Raw genomic sequence first — 14,920 nt, forward strand, 5'->3', positions numbered from 1 at the left:
CGTCACCTCAGCTCGCGCGGAGGCTCCCCGAAGAGTTCGACGGCCTGGCGGACGCCTGCCAAGCCGTTCGCGAGGGCGCTGACGGAGCCGATCGAGCCGGCGATGAGGAGCAGGGAGCGGCGCAGGCGCCGTACCTCGGGGACGCCGCTGACGGCCATCGCGTCGAGCGCGGCGAGTTCGTCCTCGGCGATGCCACGGTCGGTGAACTCGGCCCGGTGGCCCGCGAGTTCACGGCGGAGCCGGGAGACGGCGGCACGCAGCTCCGCCACCCTCGGGTCCTCGTCGCCGTCGGTTGTCACACGCCTCTGCCCAACGCTTCGCAACAAAAGTTCTCCCCCTCGCACGACACTGTGCGCCGAACTCCCCACCACGACCCGACCCGACGAACGAGGGTCAGGCGCCCGGAGCCGCTGGCAAGTTAACGCCATGCCGCGCCCGGCGCGCCACTGTGCGGACACAATTCAGGCGTCCGTGTCATGCGGTATGCAGTCAGCATGACGAACGCACAGCATCCCACCCCCCTGGTGGCCGGTCTGCTCCTCGCCGCGGGCGGCGGGCGGCGCCTCGGCGGCCGCCCCAAGGCGCTCCTGACCCATCGCGGCCGCCCGCTGATCGAGCACGCGGTGCGCGCGCTGCGCGAGGGCGGCTGCGAGGTGATCCATGTCGTCCTCGGCGCCTCGGCCGAGCGCGTACGGGAGCGGGCGCGGCTGCCCGGCTGTGTCCTGGTCGAGAACCCGGAGTGGGCGGAGGGGATGGGGTCCTCGCTGCGGGCGGGGCTCGCCTCGCTCGCGGCCGAGGCGCTGCCGGTGGACGCGGCGCTCGTGTCCCTGGTGGACCAGCCGGGGATCGGCGCGGAGGCGGTGGCGCGGGTCCGGTCGGCGTACCGCTCGCGCGACTCGCTCGTGGCGGCTTCGTACGACGGGAAGCGGGGGCATCCGGTGCTGTTCGGCGCGGACCGCTGGGCGGGGATCGCGGCGGGGGCGGTCGGCGACCAGGGGGCGCGGGACTACCTGAAGGAGCACCGGGATGCGATCACGCTCGTGGACTGTTCGGATGTGGCCGAGCCGTACGACATCGACACGGAGGCGGATCTGGCGCACCTTGAGTGAAGGGAGTGGCACTGAGCGCCATGTTCTGTCGATCCAGAGAATCTCGATATCAACAAACGATTGAACTTCCACCATGAGGAAACTAGTATCCACTGTTCAGAAGCGCCTGATCCCCTGACGGCGCTCCGCGGCCGTATCTCGGCGCTGCGGCACTGCGTGCCGCCCCGTGACGCCCGGCGGCCGCAAGGCACCGCCCGTGAAGTCCGCTGAAGGAAGTGACAGTTCATGTCCGCACCAGCGCCGTCCCCCCTGGCCGTCGTCGAAGCCGAGCCCCTGCCGAGGCAGGAGGAGGTGCTGACCGACGCGGCCCTCGCCTTCGTGGCGGAGCTGCACCGCCGGTTCACGCCGCGCCGGGACGAGCTCCTCGCCCGCCGGGCGGAGCGCCGCGCCGAGATCGCCCGTACCTCGACCCTCGACTTCCTCCCGGAGACCGCCGCCGTGCGCGCGGACGACTCCTGGCGGGTCGCGCCGGCCCCGGCGGCCCTGAACGACCGCCGAGTCGAGATCACCGGCCCGACCGACCGGAAGATGACGATCAACGCGCTGAACTCCGGCGCCAAGGTCTGGCTCGCGGACTTCGAGGACGCCTCTGCCCCGACCTGGGAGAACGTGGTCCTCGGTCAGGTCAACCTGATCGACGCGTACACGCGCAACATCGACTTCACGGACCCGCGCTCGGGCAAGTCCTACGCGCTCAAGGCGGCCGACGAGCTGGCCACGGTCGTCATGCGGCCGCGCGGCTGGCACCTGGAGGAGCGCCACCTGACCTTCGAGGGCCGCCCGGTCCCCGGCGCGCTCGTCGACTTCGGCCTCTACTTCTTCCACAACGCCAAGCGCCTCATCGAGCTCGGCAAGGGCCCGTACTTCTACCTCCCGAAGACGGAGTCGCACCTGGAGGCCCGCCTCTGGAACGACATCTTCGTCTTCGCGCAGGACTACGTCGGCATCCCGCAGGGCACCGTCCGCGCCACCGTCCTCATCGAGACGATCACGGCCGCGTACGAGATGGAGGAGATCCTCTACGAGCTCCGCGACCACGCCGCGGGCCTCAACGCGGGCCGCTGGGACTACCTCTTCTCCATCGTCAAGAACTTCCGTGACGGCGGGCAGAAGTTCGTCCTGCCGGACCGCAACGCGGTCACGATGACCGCCCCGTTCATGCGGGCGTACACCGAACTCCTCGTCCGCACCTGCCACAAGCGCGGCGCGCACGCGATCGGCGGCATGGCGGCCTTCATCCCGTCCCGCAAGGACGCCGAGGTCAACAAGGTCGCCTTCGAGAAGGTCAAGGCGGACAAGGACCGCGAGGCCGGCGACGGCTTCGACGGCTCCTGGGTCGCCCACCCTGACCTGGTCCCGATCGCGATGGCCTCCTTCGACGCGGTCCTCGGCGACAAGCCGAACCAGAAGGACCGGCTGCGCGAGGACGTGTCCGTGGCGCCCGGCGACCTGATCGCCATCGACTCGCTCGACGCGAAGCCCACGTACGACGGTCTGCGCAACGCCGTCCAGGTCGGCACCCGCTACATCGAGGCCTGGCTCCGCGGCCTCGGCGCGGTCGCCATCTTCAACCTGATGGAGGACGCGGCCACGGCCGAGATCTCGCGCTCGCAGATCTGGCAGTGGATCAACGCGGGCGTGGTGTTCGAGAACGGCGAGAAGGCCACGCCCGAGCTGGCCCGCAAGGTCGCGGCGGAGGAACTGGCCGCCATCCGCGCGGAGATCGGCGAGGAGGCCTTCGCGGCCGGCAAGTGGCAGCAGGCGCACGACCTGCTGCTCCACGTCTCGCTCGACGCCGACTACGCGGACTTCCTGACGCTCCCCGCGTACGACCAGCTCATCGGCTGAGTCCCCCCTTCTTCGGCTGACCCGCACAGCGGCCGAACAACACGCGGCGCCCCCGCACGAACGCGGTGACCCGCGAAGAACGGCTCCGCCCCCGGTGAACGCACAGCACCGGGGGCGGAGCCGTTCTCCGCTCCCCGGGAGTTTCGCTCCAGTGCGTTTCACAGGGCACGTGACGCAACCGAAACCAGACGCTACCTAGCGGTAACAAGCCATGGCGTGCCAGATTCCGCATGCCACCGGCCGGCGGCTGTCCCCCACTCCTCTGCACCGACGCAGGAGAACACAGCCATGCCCAGAACCCCCCGCCGCACGTCCCGAAGACTCGTCACCCTCGCCCTCGCCGTCGGCGCCCTCCTGACCGCCGGGGTCACCCCGACCGTCGCGGCGAACGGCTCCGGACCCACCGCCGTCGTGTCGATGGGGGACAGTTACATCTCCGGCGAGGCAGGGCGCTGGCAGGGCAACAGCCTGACGACGAGCGGCAGCCGCAACGGCACCGACCGGGCGTGGACGGGGAGCGCGTACGACCCCTCCCGGGTGTACGGGACGACGGCGGCCAACGGCTGCCACCGCTCCGACTCGGCCGAGGTGCGGAGCGCGGGCCCGATCGCCTCGACCCTCGTCAACCTGGCCTGTTCGGGGGCGACGACCCGGAACGTCTTCCGGGCCTCGCAGGGCGGTGTCGCGTACAAGGGCGAGGCGCCGCAGGCCGACCAGCTGGCGGCCGTCGCCGCCTCCCACGACGTCGGGACGATCGTGCTGTCGATCGGCGGCAACGACCTGGGCTTCGCGGACATCATCAGGAGCTGCGCCACCGACTACATCGTCTGGTACTCGTACTGCCACGACGACCAGCAGGCCGAGGTGGACGCGAAGATCGACACGGCGATGGCGGGCGTCGGGAAGTCCGTCGACGAGATCCGGGCGGTGATGGCGGGCGCCGGATACGCCGCCTCCGACTACCGGATCGTGCTCCAGTCGTACCCCTCCCCCATCCCGCGCGCCTCCGAGAACCGGTACGCGGAGAGCGGCTGGACCCGGACGAACACGGGCGGCTGCCCCTTCTGGAACCTGGACTCCGACTGGGCGCGGGACTCGCTGGTCCCCCAGGTCTCGAACCGGCTCAAGGGGGTCGCTGCGAGCAAGGGCGTCCAGTTCATGGATCTGCGCGACATGCTCCAGGGCCGTGAGGTGTGCGCGAAGAACAGCAAACTGGTCAGCGCGACGGTCCCGGCCTCGGCCACGACCAGCGAGTGGGCGCGCTGGATCGACCCGAACGAGACCCAGGGGCCGATCCAGGAGAACGTCCACCCCAACCACTACGGCCAGTTGGCGCTCGGCCGCTGTCTCGCGCTGATCCACGCGCGGCCGAGCGGGAACTTCTCGTGCCGCAACACCGCGGGGGCCGGAGCCTCCGGAATGTATCTGACGGCCGTCTCCTGACGGTCGTACCGACCCCCCACGGGGATCAGCGGGTGCGGCGTCCGCTCCGGCCGCGGCGCCGCGCCCGCTCGTTCGTCCGCTTCGTCACCGGCATCGGGATGCGGAGCGCCCCGAGGATCCGTTCCGCGAGGTACGGGTCGACGGCCGCCATCTCCGCGACCAGGGCGTCGACGCCGCCCGGCCGGCCCGCGGCGGCGGTGTCGAGGACCGTCCGTCGGTCGTCCACATGGCGGGCGAGCCGGTCCAGGACGAGGACGGCGCGGGCGGACGCCGGCACCAGGGTCTCGTCCGCCGACTCGCCCCGGGCGCGCAGCACCCCGTAGGCGTACGCACCCATCACCGGGTCGTCGAGGGCGCCGCGCAGCGCCTCGACGGGGACGGCGGCCGGGTCGAGGAAGCCGAAGAGCGCGCGGGTCCCGGCGGCCTCGAAGGTCCCCGCGTGGACGGTGCCGAGGGCGCCGAGCAGCGCGGACCAGGCGTCCACGGAGTCGCCGTGGGCGTGCAGCCACTCGGCGAGGACCCGGGTCGCGGCGGAGGCGGACCAGCCCTCGGCGGCGGCGATCACGGTGGGGGCGTCCCAGGCGGCGGTCTCCTTGCCGTCGGGCGCCGCGACCCAGCGCACGCGCAGCAGGTAGTGGAGGACCTCGACGCCCCAGGGCGTGAGGCCGAAGGCGTCGCCGGTGCGGAAGACCATGCCGGTGCGGGCGAGCCGGTCGACGGTGTCGGCCATGGCGCGGGCGCCCGGTTCGAGCGCGGCCCGTGCCTCCTCGGTGGCCTCGGTCCCGGTGAGCCGGGACAGCTCCTCCAGGGGCGGGACCGCATAGGTCTCGGGGGCGTTCGCCGGTACGAGGACGGGCGCGTCCTCGAGCCGTGGGTCGACCGGCCAGTCCTCGAACTCGGCGGCCCGGCGCGCGACCGACTCGGCGCAGGCGCCCCGCTGGTAGAGCGCGTACAGCAGGTGCGCCGCCTCGCCGTCGTAGAGGCCGCCGGCCTCCCCCTTCATCTCCTCGACGGCCGCCGCGAGCAGATCGGCGCCCGCCTCGACGGAACGCTGGGGCTCGTGGGCCTCCATGGGCGGCGGCGGCAGGGGGATCGAGGAGTCCTCGTAGTAGTTGAGGTGCTCGTCGAGGAGGGTGTCGGCGAGGACGAGGTGCGGGAAGGCCTCGGGTCCCGGCGCGAGATGGGCGTACGGCCCCGTGAGAGCGCCGGAGAGCCCTTCGGCGGTCCACCGGTCGACCAGCAGGCCCCCGAGCTTCGCCACCCCGTGCGACACGTCCGCATCGGCGAGGAGCGGTCCCGCCGGCGAGGGCGACTCCGCCTCCCGTACGTACGCACCGGTGAGCGCGTCGGCGAGGAGCGAGTCGGCGACGTCGGTCCGGTTCATCAGGTCCGCCCGGTTGAGCCCGTCGGGCGGCCGCACCCCGTCGTGCCCGGCGAGCCAGGCCCGTACGGCCGCGGGGTCGGCGGGGTCGGTCCCGTCGGCACGCAGCAGCGAGGCGTACCAGCGCTGCCAGGTGTAGTTGGCGGCGTCCTTCATGGCCCGTTCGAAGTCGGGCACGATGTCCTCGACCGCCGCCACGATCCGCGCCTGCCGCTTGCCGTTCAGCCGCCCCGCCTCCCGTACCCGCGTGGTGAGCGCCACGAGCACGGCGGGGTAGGCCGCGAGCTCCTCGGGCGTCGCGTACACGAAGGCCGGCGCGTCCTCGACGAGCAGCCGCCGCACCAGCTCCACGCTCGGCTCGGGCAGCCCGCTCCTGCGGTCGGCCCCGCGCAGGCAGAGCAGCGCGAGGACGGCATCCGCGGCCCGCACGGACGAAGGGTCACGGAGCTCCGGAGTTCCGTCGAGGAACGCGTCGAGCCCGGTGTTGGTGAGCACGGTCCCTGCCACCTTTCCCAGGGTAGTTCCGGCACGGGCCGGACGACGATGCCCGGGGCGGCGCCGTCATGGGACGACAACGGTGCGCTGGGCCGAGAAGTCACCCCAGCTGCCGTCGGGGAGGCGGGCGCGGAGTTTGACGCTGTGGCGGGCGGGCTTCGCGGTGGGGACCGTGAAGGTGTACGTCGCTCGGCCGGGTGGAGGGTCGGCGCCCCAGATGATGGTGGTGGCGAAGGCGCCGTCGAGGAAGAGCTGGTGTTCCGTGACCGGGGCGCCCGTGCGGGGTGGGGTCCAGGTCAGGGTGACCTCGCCTTTCACCGCCTTGGCCGTGAGGTCCGTGGGGGCCGTGTTGGGGGCGGCGCCGGGGGCCGGCGCGGTGGTGAGGTCGGCCGTGGCGCTGTCCGGGGAGGAGTTCTCGGCGGCGTCGCGGGCGCGGACCGTGAAGGAGTAGACGGTGCCGGCGCGCAGGCCGGTGAGGCGGGCGGTGGTGGCGGTGCCGGGGACGGTGTGGATCCGGGCGTCGGCCTGATAGATGTCGTACGCGGTGACCTCGGTGTCGTCCCGGCCAGGCTGCCAGGTCAGGGTGGCCGCGTGGGTGCCGTCGGCGGTGGCGCGCAGCGCGCGGGGGGTCGTCGGGGGTGTGCGGTCCTGGGCGGTCGCCGCGAGGGTGGTGGCCGGGACGGTCGTGCTGTGCGGGGAGCGGTTTCCGGCGGCGTCGCGGGCGCGGACGGTGAAGGCGTACGGGGTCGCGGGCGTGAGGTTCACGATGTCGACCATGAGGGTGGTGGCCGGGAGGTCCTTGACCTTGCGGCCCTGTTGGTAGACCTCGTAGCCGGTGACCGCGCGGTCGTCGGTGGCCGCGTTCCACATCACGTGGACGGTCTGGGCGCTGCCGGAGGCGGCGGTGACGCCCGTGGGGGCGGTGGGGCCCTCGGTGTCCTTCGCGGGGGCGGGTGAGCAGGCCACCGCCAGGGGGAGCGTGAGCGCGAGGGTCGTCAACATGCTTGCCGCGAGCGGGCGTTGCACAGGAATGCCTCCGTCCGTCGACTTGGTCCAGACCTGTATGGCACGGGTCCTGCGACCCCGGCAAGAGGGCGGTTGTCAGTGGCGTGCGCTTCACTGGATTCGTCACTCTAAGTAATCGACGACAGGGGGAATCGTGACGGACCGTACGACCTTTGTGACCCTCGCGGGACTGCGCGAGCGCGGCTGGACCGACCCGATGGTGCGCGACCTGCTCGGCCAGCCCGACGTGCAGGGGCGGGACCCCCGGCGATGGTCGATCGCGCCCGTGCGGCTGTACCGGCTCGCGCGGGTGGAGGCGGTGGAGCGGACGCCGGAGTTCGCCCGGTGCGCGGCCGCGTCGGGGCGCCGTTCCGCGACCGTCGAGGCGGGCGCGGAGCGGCGACGGCGGGCGGTGCTCGCGGCGATCCGGGCGGAGCCCATCGAGGTGCCCCGGCTCCCTGCGGCCGAGCTGGAGCGGCGGGCGGTCCGGCACCGGCACCTGCTCGGGGCGCGCGGCCCCGGCGCGGCGGCGGCCGGGGCGCTGGTGCGGTGGCAGGTGACCTATCTGCGGTACGCCCTGTCGCGGTACGAGACCTTGCTCGACGGCCTGTTCGGCTCGACGGGACGGGCGGAGGCCGAACAGCTGCTGCGGACACGGCTGTACGAGGCGATCGGCGCGGCCTACCCGCACCTGGCCCGGGAGTGCCGCCGGCGCGGGGAGGCCGAGCGGTGAAGGCGACTCCTCAACTCCCTCCGGACGCGGCCGGTCGAGACGTTCGCGGCCGTGGTCCCGGGGCAGGACCCGGGCGAGTGCCTCGCCCTCCTGCACGCGCTGGAGGACGAGGACGTCCGTACGGGCTCCTACGCGGCCTTCGACGGGGCCGCCGAGCTGCTGAACGCGCTGCCGGCGGGCCGGTGGGCGCTCGTGACGTCGAACTACGAGCACCGGGTGCGGGGACGGTTCGAGCGGACCGGCCTCCCGATGCCGGAGCTCGTCGTGGACGCGGCCTCGGTGGCCGAGGGGAAGCCGTCACCGGTGCCGTACCTGCTCGCCGCCGAGAAGCTCGGCGCGGACCCGGCGGACTGCCTGGTGATCGAGGACGCGCCGTCCGGGGTCCGCTCCGGGCTCGCCGCCGGGATGACGGTCTGGACGGTCAACACCGAGGCTCCGCACCCCGACGCCCACCGTCACTTCCCGACGCTCGCGGAGGCCGGGCCGCACGTCCTGGGTGCACTGGCCTGAGGGAGCCGCAGCCGTCGTCAACCGGCTCCGCGCATGATCGCGCGGGCCGTTGCTGGTCGGGGGCCCACGAGCTTCGCCGGATCGCTCCGCGCCAGTTCGCGTGCGATCCAGCGGCACGCGGCCGGGACGGGGGCGACCACCGGGACGTCGAAACGCTCGCGCAGCGCGTCCGCCGCCTCGGCCAGGGGGCCGCCGCCGATCACGACCGCCCTCGCCCCGTCCTGTACCACGCACGCCCGCACCGCCTCGGCCAACTCCTCCCGCAGCGCCTCCGGTTCGGCGGACAGCTGGCGGGCGTCGCTCCGCGTCAGGCGGATCCCGGTGTACCGGTCCGCGAGACCGAGGTCGGCGATCCGGCCGCCGATCGCCTCCGCGAGGTCCGGGGTCGTCGTCGCCACACCGAACCGGACTCCCCCGGCCGCCGCCTCCGCGCAGGCCGCCTCCGCGAGGCCCACGACCGGGACGCCCGCGAAGGCCCGCAGCTCCGCCACGCCCGGGTCGCCGAACGCCCCCACCACAAGGCCGGCGCAGTCTCCGGCCGCCAGGGCCCGGCGCGCCGCCGCGACCACCTCGGGCACCGAGGCCCTCAGCGCCGCCGGATCGGTGAGCATCCGGGGGCCGCGCGCGACCGTCACCCCGCGTACGGAGGAACCCAGGGTCCGGCGGGCGATCGCCGTCATCATCGCCGTGGTGTCGGCGGAGGTGTTCGGGTTGATCAGCACCACCGAACGCCCGCGGCCGGCCCCCGCGTCGTACGCGGGGACCGGCTCGACGGACGTCGGACGGGCGCTCAGTGGACGTGCGCCGCCTTGGCGCCACGGGCCTCGGAGATCTCCTCGCCCGGTTCCATGGGCGCGGTGACCGTGTCGTCGTCCTGGCCCTTGCCCAGGTGGTTGAAGACCAGGTTCAGCAGGACCGCCGCGACGCAGCCGGTCGAGATGCCCGAGTCCAGGATGATCTTCGCGGTCTCCGGGAAGGCGTGGTAGAACTCCGGCGCCGTGATCGGGATGATGCCGACGGCCAGCGAGACCGCCACGATCAGGACGTTGTTGTCCTTCTCCAGACCGGCCTTGACCAGGGTCTGGATGCCGCTCGCGGCGACCGAGCCGAAGAGGACCACACCCGCGCCGCCGAGCACCGGTCGCGGGACGACCGAGATCAGCGAGGCGGCGACCGGCGAGAGGCCCATCAGGACCAGGAACCCACCACCGCAGGCGACCACGAACCGGCTGCGGATCTTCGTCATCGCGACCAGACCGATGTTCTGGGCGAAGGCGCTGCACATGAAGCCGTTGAAGAACGGGCTGATGGCCGAGCCGAGGGTGTCGGCGCGCAGACCGGCCGCGATGGTCTTCTCGTCGGCCGGCCGGTCGACGATCTCGCCGAGGGCGAGCATGTCGGCGGTCGACTCGGTCATCGAGACCAGCATGACCACACACATGGAGATGATCGCGGCGAGCGCGAACTGCGGTCCACCGAAGTGGAACGGCGTCGGGAAGCCGACGATGTCCGCCTCCGTGACCGGGCTGAAGTCCGTGACCCCGAACGGGATCGCGATGAGCGTGCCGAGCACGAGACCGACCAGGACGGCGATCTGCTTCAGGAAGCCGCGGGTGAAGCGGCGGAGGACCAGGACCACCACGAGCGTGATCGCGGCGAGGGTGAGATAGGTGGTCGAACCGTAGTCCTTGGCCGCCGGATTGGGACCTTGGGCCCAGCCGAAGGCGACGGGCAGGAGCGAGACACCGATGAGGGTGATCACGGTGCCCGTGACGACCGGTGGGAAGAAGCGGACGAGTTTGGAGAAGTACGGGGCGGCTATGAAGCCGAGCACTCCGGCGACGATGATCGCTCCGAAGATGATCGGCAGCGCGTCGGCCTTGTCGTCCGTGGTGTCGACGATCGCGAGCATCGGCGCGACGCCGGCGAAGGTGACGCCGTTGACGAACGGCAGTCGGGCGCCGATCTTCCAGATGCCGAGCGTCTGGAGGAAGGTGGCGAGCCCCGCGGTGAAGAGGCTGGCTCCGGTGAGGAAGGTCAGCTCGGTGCCGGAGAGTCCGACGGCCGCGCCGACGATCAGGGGCGGGGCCACGACCCCCGCGTACATGGCGGCCACATGTTGCAGACCGCTGGTGAACATCTTCAGGGGCGGCAGCGTCTCGTCGACCGGATGCTTCTGGTCTTCGGTGTCGGCGCTTGCGTCTTGCGCTTCATTGCGAAACCTGGGCTTGGTGGCCACGGAGGTTCCTCCGGTCGGGTAACACGTCGGCGGGGACGTGGGTGTCATGGAGGTGGTGCAAAGCGGTGCAGGTCGTGCGCCTCACGGGTGCGGCTCATGAGGATGTGGGGGGGACTTCTTCATCCTTGGAAACTGCGTCGATCCTTGAAAACTGCGTCGTGTGCCCGGGGAGGCCTGGAAGGCTGACACACGTCGACCGTCCGGGGGGTGCCGTACCTCTTTTCGTACGGGCACCCCCCGTCCAGCCGGCCGCGGACCCCGCTCGGGTCCGCGGCGACCGACCAAGGGCCGTCCCCCTCGGTCGGACTCCTTGGGGAGGTCAGCCCTGGGCCGTGATCCGGGCCAGGCGCTGGGCCTCCGCGCGCGCGTCGCGGGCGATCGCCTCTTCGTCCGCGAACAGCAGGCGGTTGTTCTCCACGATCTGCTTGCCGTTGACGAACGAGGCCGTCACCGGGGCAGCGGCGCCGAACACGATCGCGGTGACCGGGTCGGCGATCGAGGAGTGGCCGAGGCCGTCGATCTTCCACAGGACGAAGTCGGCGAGCTTGCCGACCTCGAGGGAACCGATCGAGTCGGCACGGCCGAGGACCTGGGCGCCACCGAACGTCCCGAGGCGCAGGGCCTGGCGGGCGTTGAGCGCGGACTCGCGGTGGGCGCCGAGGCGGTTGATGAGGAGCGCGTTGCGCAGCTCCGTGTGGAGCTCGCCCGACTCGTTGGAGGCGGTGCCGTCGACGCCGAGGCCGACCGGGACGCCGGCGCGCAGCATGTCCGGGACGCGGGCGATGCCGGCGGCGAGGCGCGCGTTGGAGGACGGACAGTGGGCGACACCGGTCTTCGTACGGGCGAAGGCCTCGATGTCGGAATCGTTCATGTGGACGCAGTGCGCCATCCACACGTCCTCGCCGAGGAAGCCGGTCGACTCGAAGTAGTCGGTCGGGCCCATGCCGAAGAGCTCGTGGCAGAACTTCTCCTCCTCCACGGTCTCCGAGCCGTGGGTGTGCATGCGCACACCGAGACGGCGGCCGAGCGCGGCGCCCTCCCGCAGCAGGTCGGTGGAGATGGAGAAGGGGGAGCAGGGGGCGACGGCGACCTGGGTCATCGCGTCGAAGGAGGCGTCGTGGTGCTTCTTGACGGTCTCCTCGGTGGCGATGAGCGCACCCTCGGTCGTCTCGACGGCGAAGTCCGGCGGCAGGCCGCCGTCCTTCTCGCTGCGGTCCATGGAGCCGCGGGCGAGGGTGAAGCGGACGCCCATGTCACGGGCGGCGCCGATGATGGCGCCGGACAGGTCGCCGGAGCCCTGCGGGTAGACGTAGTGGTGGTCCATCGCGGTGGTCACACCACCGCGGGCCATCATCGCCAGCGAACCCTGCGCGGCGACGCGGACCATGGACTCGTCGATGCGCGACCACGTCGGGTAGAGCGCGACCAGCCAGTTGAAGAGGTTGTGGTCGGTGGCCAGGCCCCGGGTGATCCACTGGTAGAAGTGGTGGTGGGTGTTGATCAGACCGGGCGTCACCAGATGACCGGTGGCGTCGATCCGTCGGACCACGTTCTCCAGGCCCTCGGGCGCCTTGCCGGCGCCGATGGACTCGATCTTGTTGTCGGCGACGACGAGGTACCCGGAGGCGTACTCGGTGTCGTTGGCGTCTACGGTCGCGATCGCACAGTTCTCGATGACGATGCGCTGGGCTGCCGAAGGTGCTGCCATGGCGGTGGTTCCTTCATTCCTCTTGGGTGGTGTGGGCACGGCAGGACCCTAGGAGGATTTGAGTGCCGGAGCCGTGTGACGGCTCCGGGTGCCGAGATGGTGGAAGAAAAGGTTGAGCGTGACCGCGGCGAGCGCGCCCGCGCTGATGCCGGAGCCGAGCACGGTCTGCGCCCAGGCGGGGAATCCGGCGTAGAAGGTGGGCGCGGCGAGCGGGATGATGCCCGCACCGAGCGCGACGGCCACCAGGATGATGTTGGAGCTGTCGTCGAGGCCGGCTTCCGACAGGGTACGGATGCCGCTGACCGCGATCGAGCCGAAGAGCACGATTCCGGCGCCGCCGAGGACGGGCATCGGGACCATGGAGACGACCGCGCCGAGGGCCGGGAAGACGCCGAGGACGAGCAGGGCGCCACCGGCGACGGCGACGACGTAGCGGGAGCGGACCCGGGTCAGCGAGACCACGCCGACGTTCTGGGCGAACGCGGAGGTGGGGAAGCCGCCGAAGACGGGTCCTATCAGGGTGGCGATGCCGTCGGTGCGCAGGCCGCGGGTGATCGTACGGCCGTCGCTGCGGCGCTCGCAGATCTCGCCGAGGGCCAGCATGCCGGCGCTCGATTCGGTCATGAGGACCAGCATCACGATGCACAGGGAGAGGATCGCGGCGGGCTGGAACTCGGGGGCGCCGAAGGCGAAGGGCGTGGGAAGCGCGGCGACGGGCGCTTCTCGGAGCGCGCCGAAGTCGGCCATCCCGAACGGGATCGCGGCGAGCGTGCCGATGAACAGGCCGAGGAGCAGGGCGACTTGCTTGACGAAGCCCTTGCCGAAGCGCTGGAAGAGCAGGATCACGACGAGCGTGAAGCCGGCGAGCGCGAGGTACTTCATCGCGCCGAAGTCTGCGGCTTCCTTGTTCCCGCCCTGGGCCCAACTCACCGGCACCGGCATCAGGGTGACGCCGATCAGGGTGATCACGACGCCGGTGACGAGCGGCGGGAAGAAGCGGAGCAGCCGGCCGAAGAACGGGCCGACGGCGAGGCAGAAGACTCCGGCGACCATCACCGCGCCGTAGATGGCGGGGAGTTGGTGGCCGGGGGCGCTGGTCTCGGCGATCGCGAGCATCGGGGCGATGCCGGCGGACGAGGCGGCGTTGACGAACGGGAGCCGGTTTCCGGCGAAGCGGCCGGCTCCGATCGTCTGGAGGATGGTGGCACAGCCGGCGATGAGGAGACTGGCCGCGATGAGCCGGGTCATTCCGGCGGCGTCCAGACCGACCGCCTGGCCGATGATCAGCGGAGGGGTGACCACGCCCGCGTACATGGCGGCGATGTGCTGCAGTGCCGCGGGAACGAGCCGCGAGGCGGGGAGCTTCTCGTCCACCGGGTGGACCTCGTGCGAGGTGACCGATGGGGTGGAACACGGGCCTTCTGCGGATGCCGGCCCCGTTGCGGGCTGTGCCATGGGTACGTCCCTCCGGTGGTGGCGGCCCCCGCCCTTCGGCGGGCGGGCGGGGGCGGCCACGTGGTGCCGCTAGAGGTTGGTCATGTCGGCCGGGATCTGCGCCGTGGCTCCGTCACGCAGCACGGTCGCCTCGATGAGGCCGTACGGGCGGTCGGCGGCGAAGTAGACCTCGTTGTCGTTCTTGAGCCCGAAGGGCTCCAGGTCCACCAGGAAGTGGTGCTTGTTCGGGAGCGAGAAGCGGACCTCGTCGATCTCCGAACGGTGGTTGATGATGCGCGTGGCCATCTGGTACAGCGTCTGCTGCAGCGAGTACGAATACGTCTCCGAGAAGGCCTCGAGCATGTGACGCCTGGTCTGCGCGTAGGACTTCTCCCAGTTGGGCATCCGCTGGTCGTCGTCGGTCCAGTTGAACCGCCAGCGACCGGACACCTGCGTGGCCAGGATGCGGTCGTACGCCTCCTGGAGCGTCGTGTACTTGTCCTTGATGTAGCCCCAGAACTCCGAGTTGGTGGAGTTCATGACGATGAGGTCCTTGAGGCCGGAGATGACCTCCCACTTCTCACCGTCGTACGTGATCTGGGTGACGCGGGTCTCCTGGCCCTTGCGGGCGAAGGAGTGGTTCACCTCGTCCGAGCCGATGAACTTGGAGTTGGCGTCGGAGCTGGCGATCCGCTCCCACGAGTACTCCTCGATCCGGATGCGCGCCCGGCGGATCGGCTCCTGGCTGGTCACGAAGTGACGCGCCAGGTGGATGCCGAACTGCTCGGCCGACTCGATCCCGTACTCCTTGGCGAAGGCGTACACGGTGTTCTTGGTCGTGTCGGTGGGCAGGCAGTGGGCGTTGGAGCCCGTGAGGTGGACGTCGTCGAGGTCGCCGGAGAGGGCGACGGAGACGTTCAGGTCCTTGATGTGGTGGGTGGCGCCGTCCCGCGTGATCTTGACGACGCGGTTCTCTGCTTTGCCGTACTGGTTCTGGCCGAGAATCGTGGGCATG

At 71.5% G+C, this 14,920-nt stretch carries 12 protein-coding genes and 1 pseudogene; 5 read left to right on the forward strand and 8 right to left on the reverse strand.

The window, feature by feature from the left end; genetic code table 11:
* Positions 1–2: 2 nt before the first annotated feature.
* Positions 3–326 (reverse strand): DUF5955 family protein, encoded by a 324-nt coding sequence (locus ACGFYP_RS13655; RefSeq protein WP_361962302.1) that lies wholly within the window; start codon positions 324–326, stop codon positions 3–5.
* Positions 327–494: 168 nt separating this feature from the next.
* On the opposite strand from ACGFYP_RS13655, the gene ACGFYP_RS13660 reads away from it, so the two are divergent.
* The 3 genes from ACGFYP_RS13660 to ACGFYP_RS13670 all read left to right on the forward strand — a co-directional run bounded on the left by ACGFYP_RS13660 (position 495) and on the right by ACGFYP_RS13670 (position 4,400).
* The gene (locus tag ACGFYP_RS13660; protein ID WP_393491409.1) at positions 495–1,109 is read left to right on the forward strand and encodes an NTP transferase domain-containing protein; all 615 of its coding nucleotides are present in this window, start codon (positions 495–497) and stop codon (positions 1,107–1,109) included.
* Positions 1,110–1,334: 225 nt separating this feature from the next.
* Positions 1,335–2,957: a malate synthase A gene (gene aceB / locus ACGFYP_RS13665; protein ID WP_393491413.1), complete on the forward strand. Its 1,623-nt coding sequence runs from the start codon at positions 1,335–1,337 to the stop codon at positions 2,955–2,957.
* A 288-nt stretch (positions 2,958–3,245) separates the two neighbouring features.
* Positions 3,246–4,400, forward strand: coding sequence for a GDSL-type esterase/lipase family protein (locus ACGFYP_RS13670; RefSeq protein WP_393491416.1), 1,155 nt, complete (start codon positions 3,246–3,248; stop codon positions 4,398–4,400).
* A gap of 25 nt (positions 4,401–4,425) precedes the next feature.
* Here the strand turns inward: ACGFYP_RS13670 and ACGFYP_RS13675 are convergent, their stop codons facing one another.
* On the reverse strand, positions 4,426–6,288 hold the full coding sequence (locus tag ACGFYP_RS13675) for a hypothetical protein (RefSeq protein ID WP_393491419.1): 1,863 nt from the start codon (positions 6,286–6,288) through the stop codon (positions 4,426–4,428).
* 54 nt (positions 6,289–6,342) lie between these two features.
* The gene (locus ACGFYP_RS13680; protein ID WP_393491422.1) at positions 6,343–7,278 is read right to left on the reverse strand and encodes a fibronectin type III domain-containing protein; all 936 of its coding nucleotides are present in this window, start codon (positions 7,276–7,278) and stop codon (positions 6,343–6,345) included.
* A 157-nt stretch (positions 7,279–7,435) separates the two neighbouring features.
* Between ACGFYP_RS13680 and ACGFYP_RS13685 the strand changes: the two genes are divergently transcribed.
* Positions 7,436–8,014 carry a hypothetical protein gene (locus tag ACGFYP_RS13685; protein WP_393491425.1) on the forward strand — a complete coding sequence of 193 codons (579 nt, stop codon included), beginning with the start codon at positions 7,436–7,438 and terminating at the stop codon, positions 8,012–8,014.
* Between the two features lie 15 nt (positions 8,015–8,029).
* Positions 8,030–8,524: pseudogene (locus ACGFYP_RS13690) on the forward strand (HAD family hydrolase); the annotation flags it as partial.
* A gap of 17 nt (positions 8,525–8,541) precedes the next feature.
* Here ACGFYP_RS13690 and ACGFYP_RS13695 read toward each other — a convergent pair.
* The 5 genes from ACGFYP_RS13695 to pucL form a co-directional block, all read right to left on the reverse strand.
* Positions 8,542–9,246 (reverse strand): aspartate/glutamate racemase family protein, encoded by a 705-nt coding sequence (locus ACGFYP_RS13695; RefSeq protein WP_393491429.1) that lies wholly within the window; start codon positions 9,244–9,246, stop codon positions 8,542–8,544.
* A 68-nt stretch (positions 9,247–9,314) separates the two neighbouring features.
* Complete coding sequence (locus ACGFYP_RS13700) at positions 9,315–10,763, reverse strand: nucleobase:cation symporter-2 family protein (protein ID WP_393491435.1); 1,449 nt, start codon at positions 10,761–10,763, stop codon at positions 9,315–9,317.
* A 319-nt stretch (positions 10,764–11,082) separates the two neighbouring features.
* Positions 11,083–12,471 (reverse strand): 8-oxoguanine deaminase, encoded by a 1,389-nt coding sequence (locus ACGFYP_RS13705; RefSeq protein WP_393491439.1) that lies wholly within the window; start codon positions 12,469–12,471, stop codon positions 11,083–11,085.
* 48 nt (positions 12,472–12,519) lie between these two features.
* Positions 12,520–13,926 carry a nucleobase:cation symporter-2 family protein gene (locus ACGFYP_RS13710; RefSeq protein WP_393491445.1) on the reverse strand — a complete coding sequence of 469 codons (1,407 nt, stop codon included), beginning with the start codon at positions 13,924–13,926 and terminating at the stop codon, positions 12,520–12,522.
* Between the two features lie 69 nt (positions 13,927–13,995).
* A complete protein-coding gene (pucL, locus tag ACGFYP_RS13715; RefSeq protein WP_393491449.1) occupies positions 13,996–14,919 on the reverse strand; it encodes a factor-independent urate hydroxylase in 924 nt (307 codons plus the stop codon).
* Position 14,920: the final 1 nt, after the last annotated feature.

The organism is Streptomyces sp. NPDC048370 (assembly GCF_043200825.1).
In the GTDB taxonomy this organism is placed as follows: Bacteria; Actinomycetota; Actinomycetes; order Streptomycetales; family Streptomycetaceae; genus Streptomyces.

Excerpts from the sequence above, each read along its gene's own strand:
- ACGFYP_RS13680 (WP_393491422.1), bottom strand. The coding sequence starts at position 7,278 with ATGTTGACGACCCTCGCGCTCACGCTCCCCCTGGCGGTGGCCTGCTCA.
- pucL (WP_393491449.1), bottom strand. The coding sequence starts at position 14,919 with ATGCCCACGATTCTCGGCCAGAACCAGTACGGCAAAGCAGAGAACCGC.
- ACGFYP_RS13670 (WP_393491416.1), top strand. The coding sequence starts at position 3,246 with ATGCCCAGAACCCCCCGCCGCACGTCCCGAAGACTCGTCACCCTCGCC.
- ACGFYP_RS13710 (WP_393491445.1), bottom strand. The coding sequence starts at position 13,926 with ATGGCACAGCCCGCAACGGGGCCGGCATCCGCAGAAGGCCCGTGTTCC.
- ACGFYP_RS13705 (WP_393491439.1), bottom strand. The coding sequence starts at position 12,471 with ATGGCAGCACCTTCGGCAGCCCAGCGCATCGTCATCGAGAACTGTGCG.
- aceB (WP_393491413.1), top strand. The coding sequence starts at position 1,335 with ATGTCCGCACCAGCGCCGTCCCCCCTGGCCGTCGTCGAAGCCGAGCCC.
- ACGFYP_RS13660 (WP_393491409.1), top strand. The coding sequence starts at position 495 with ATGACGAACGCACAGCATCCCACCCCCCTGGTGGCCGGTCTGCTCCTC.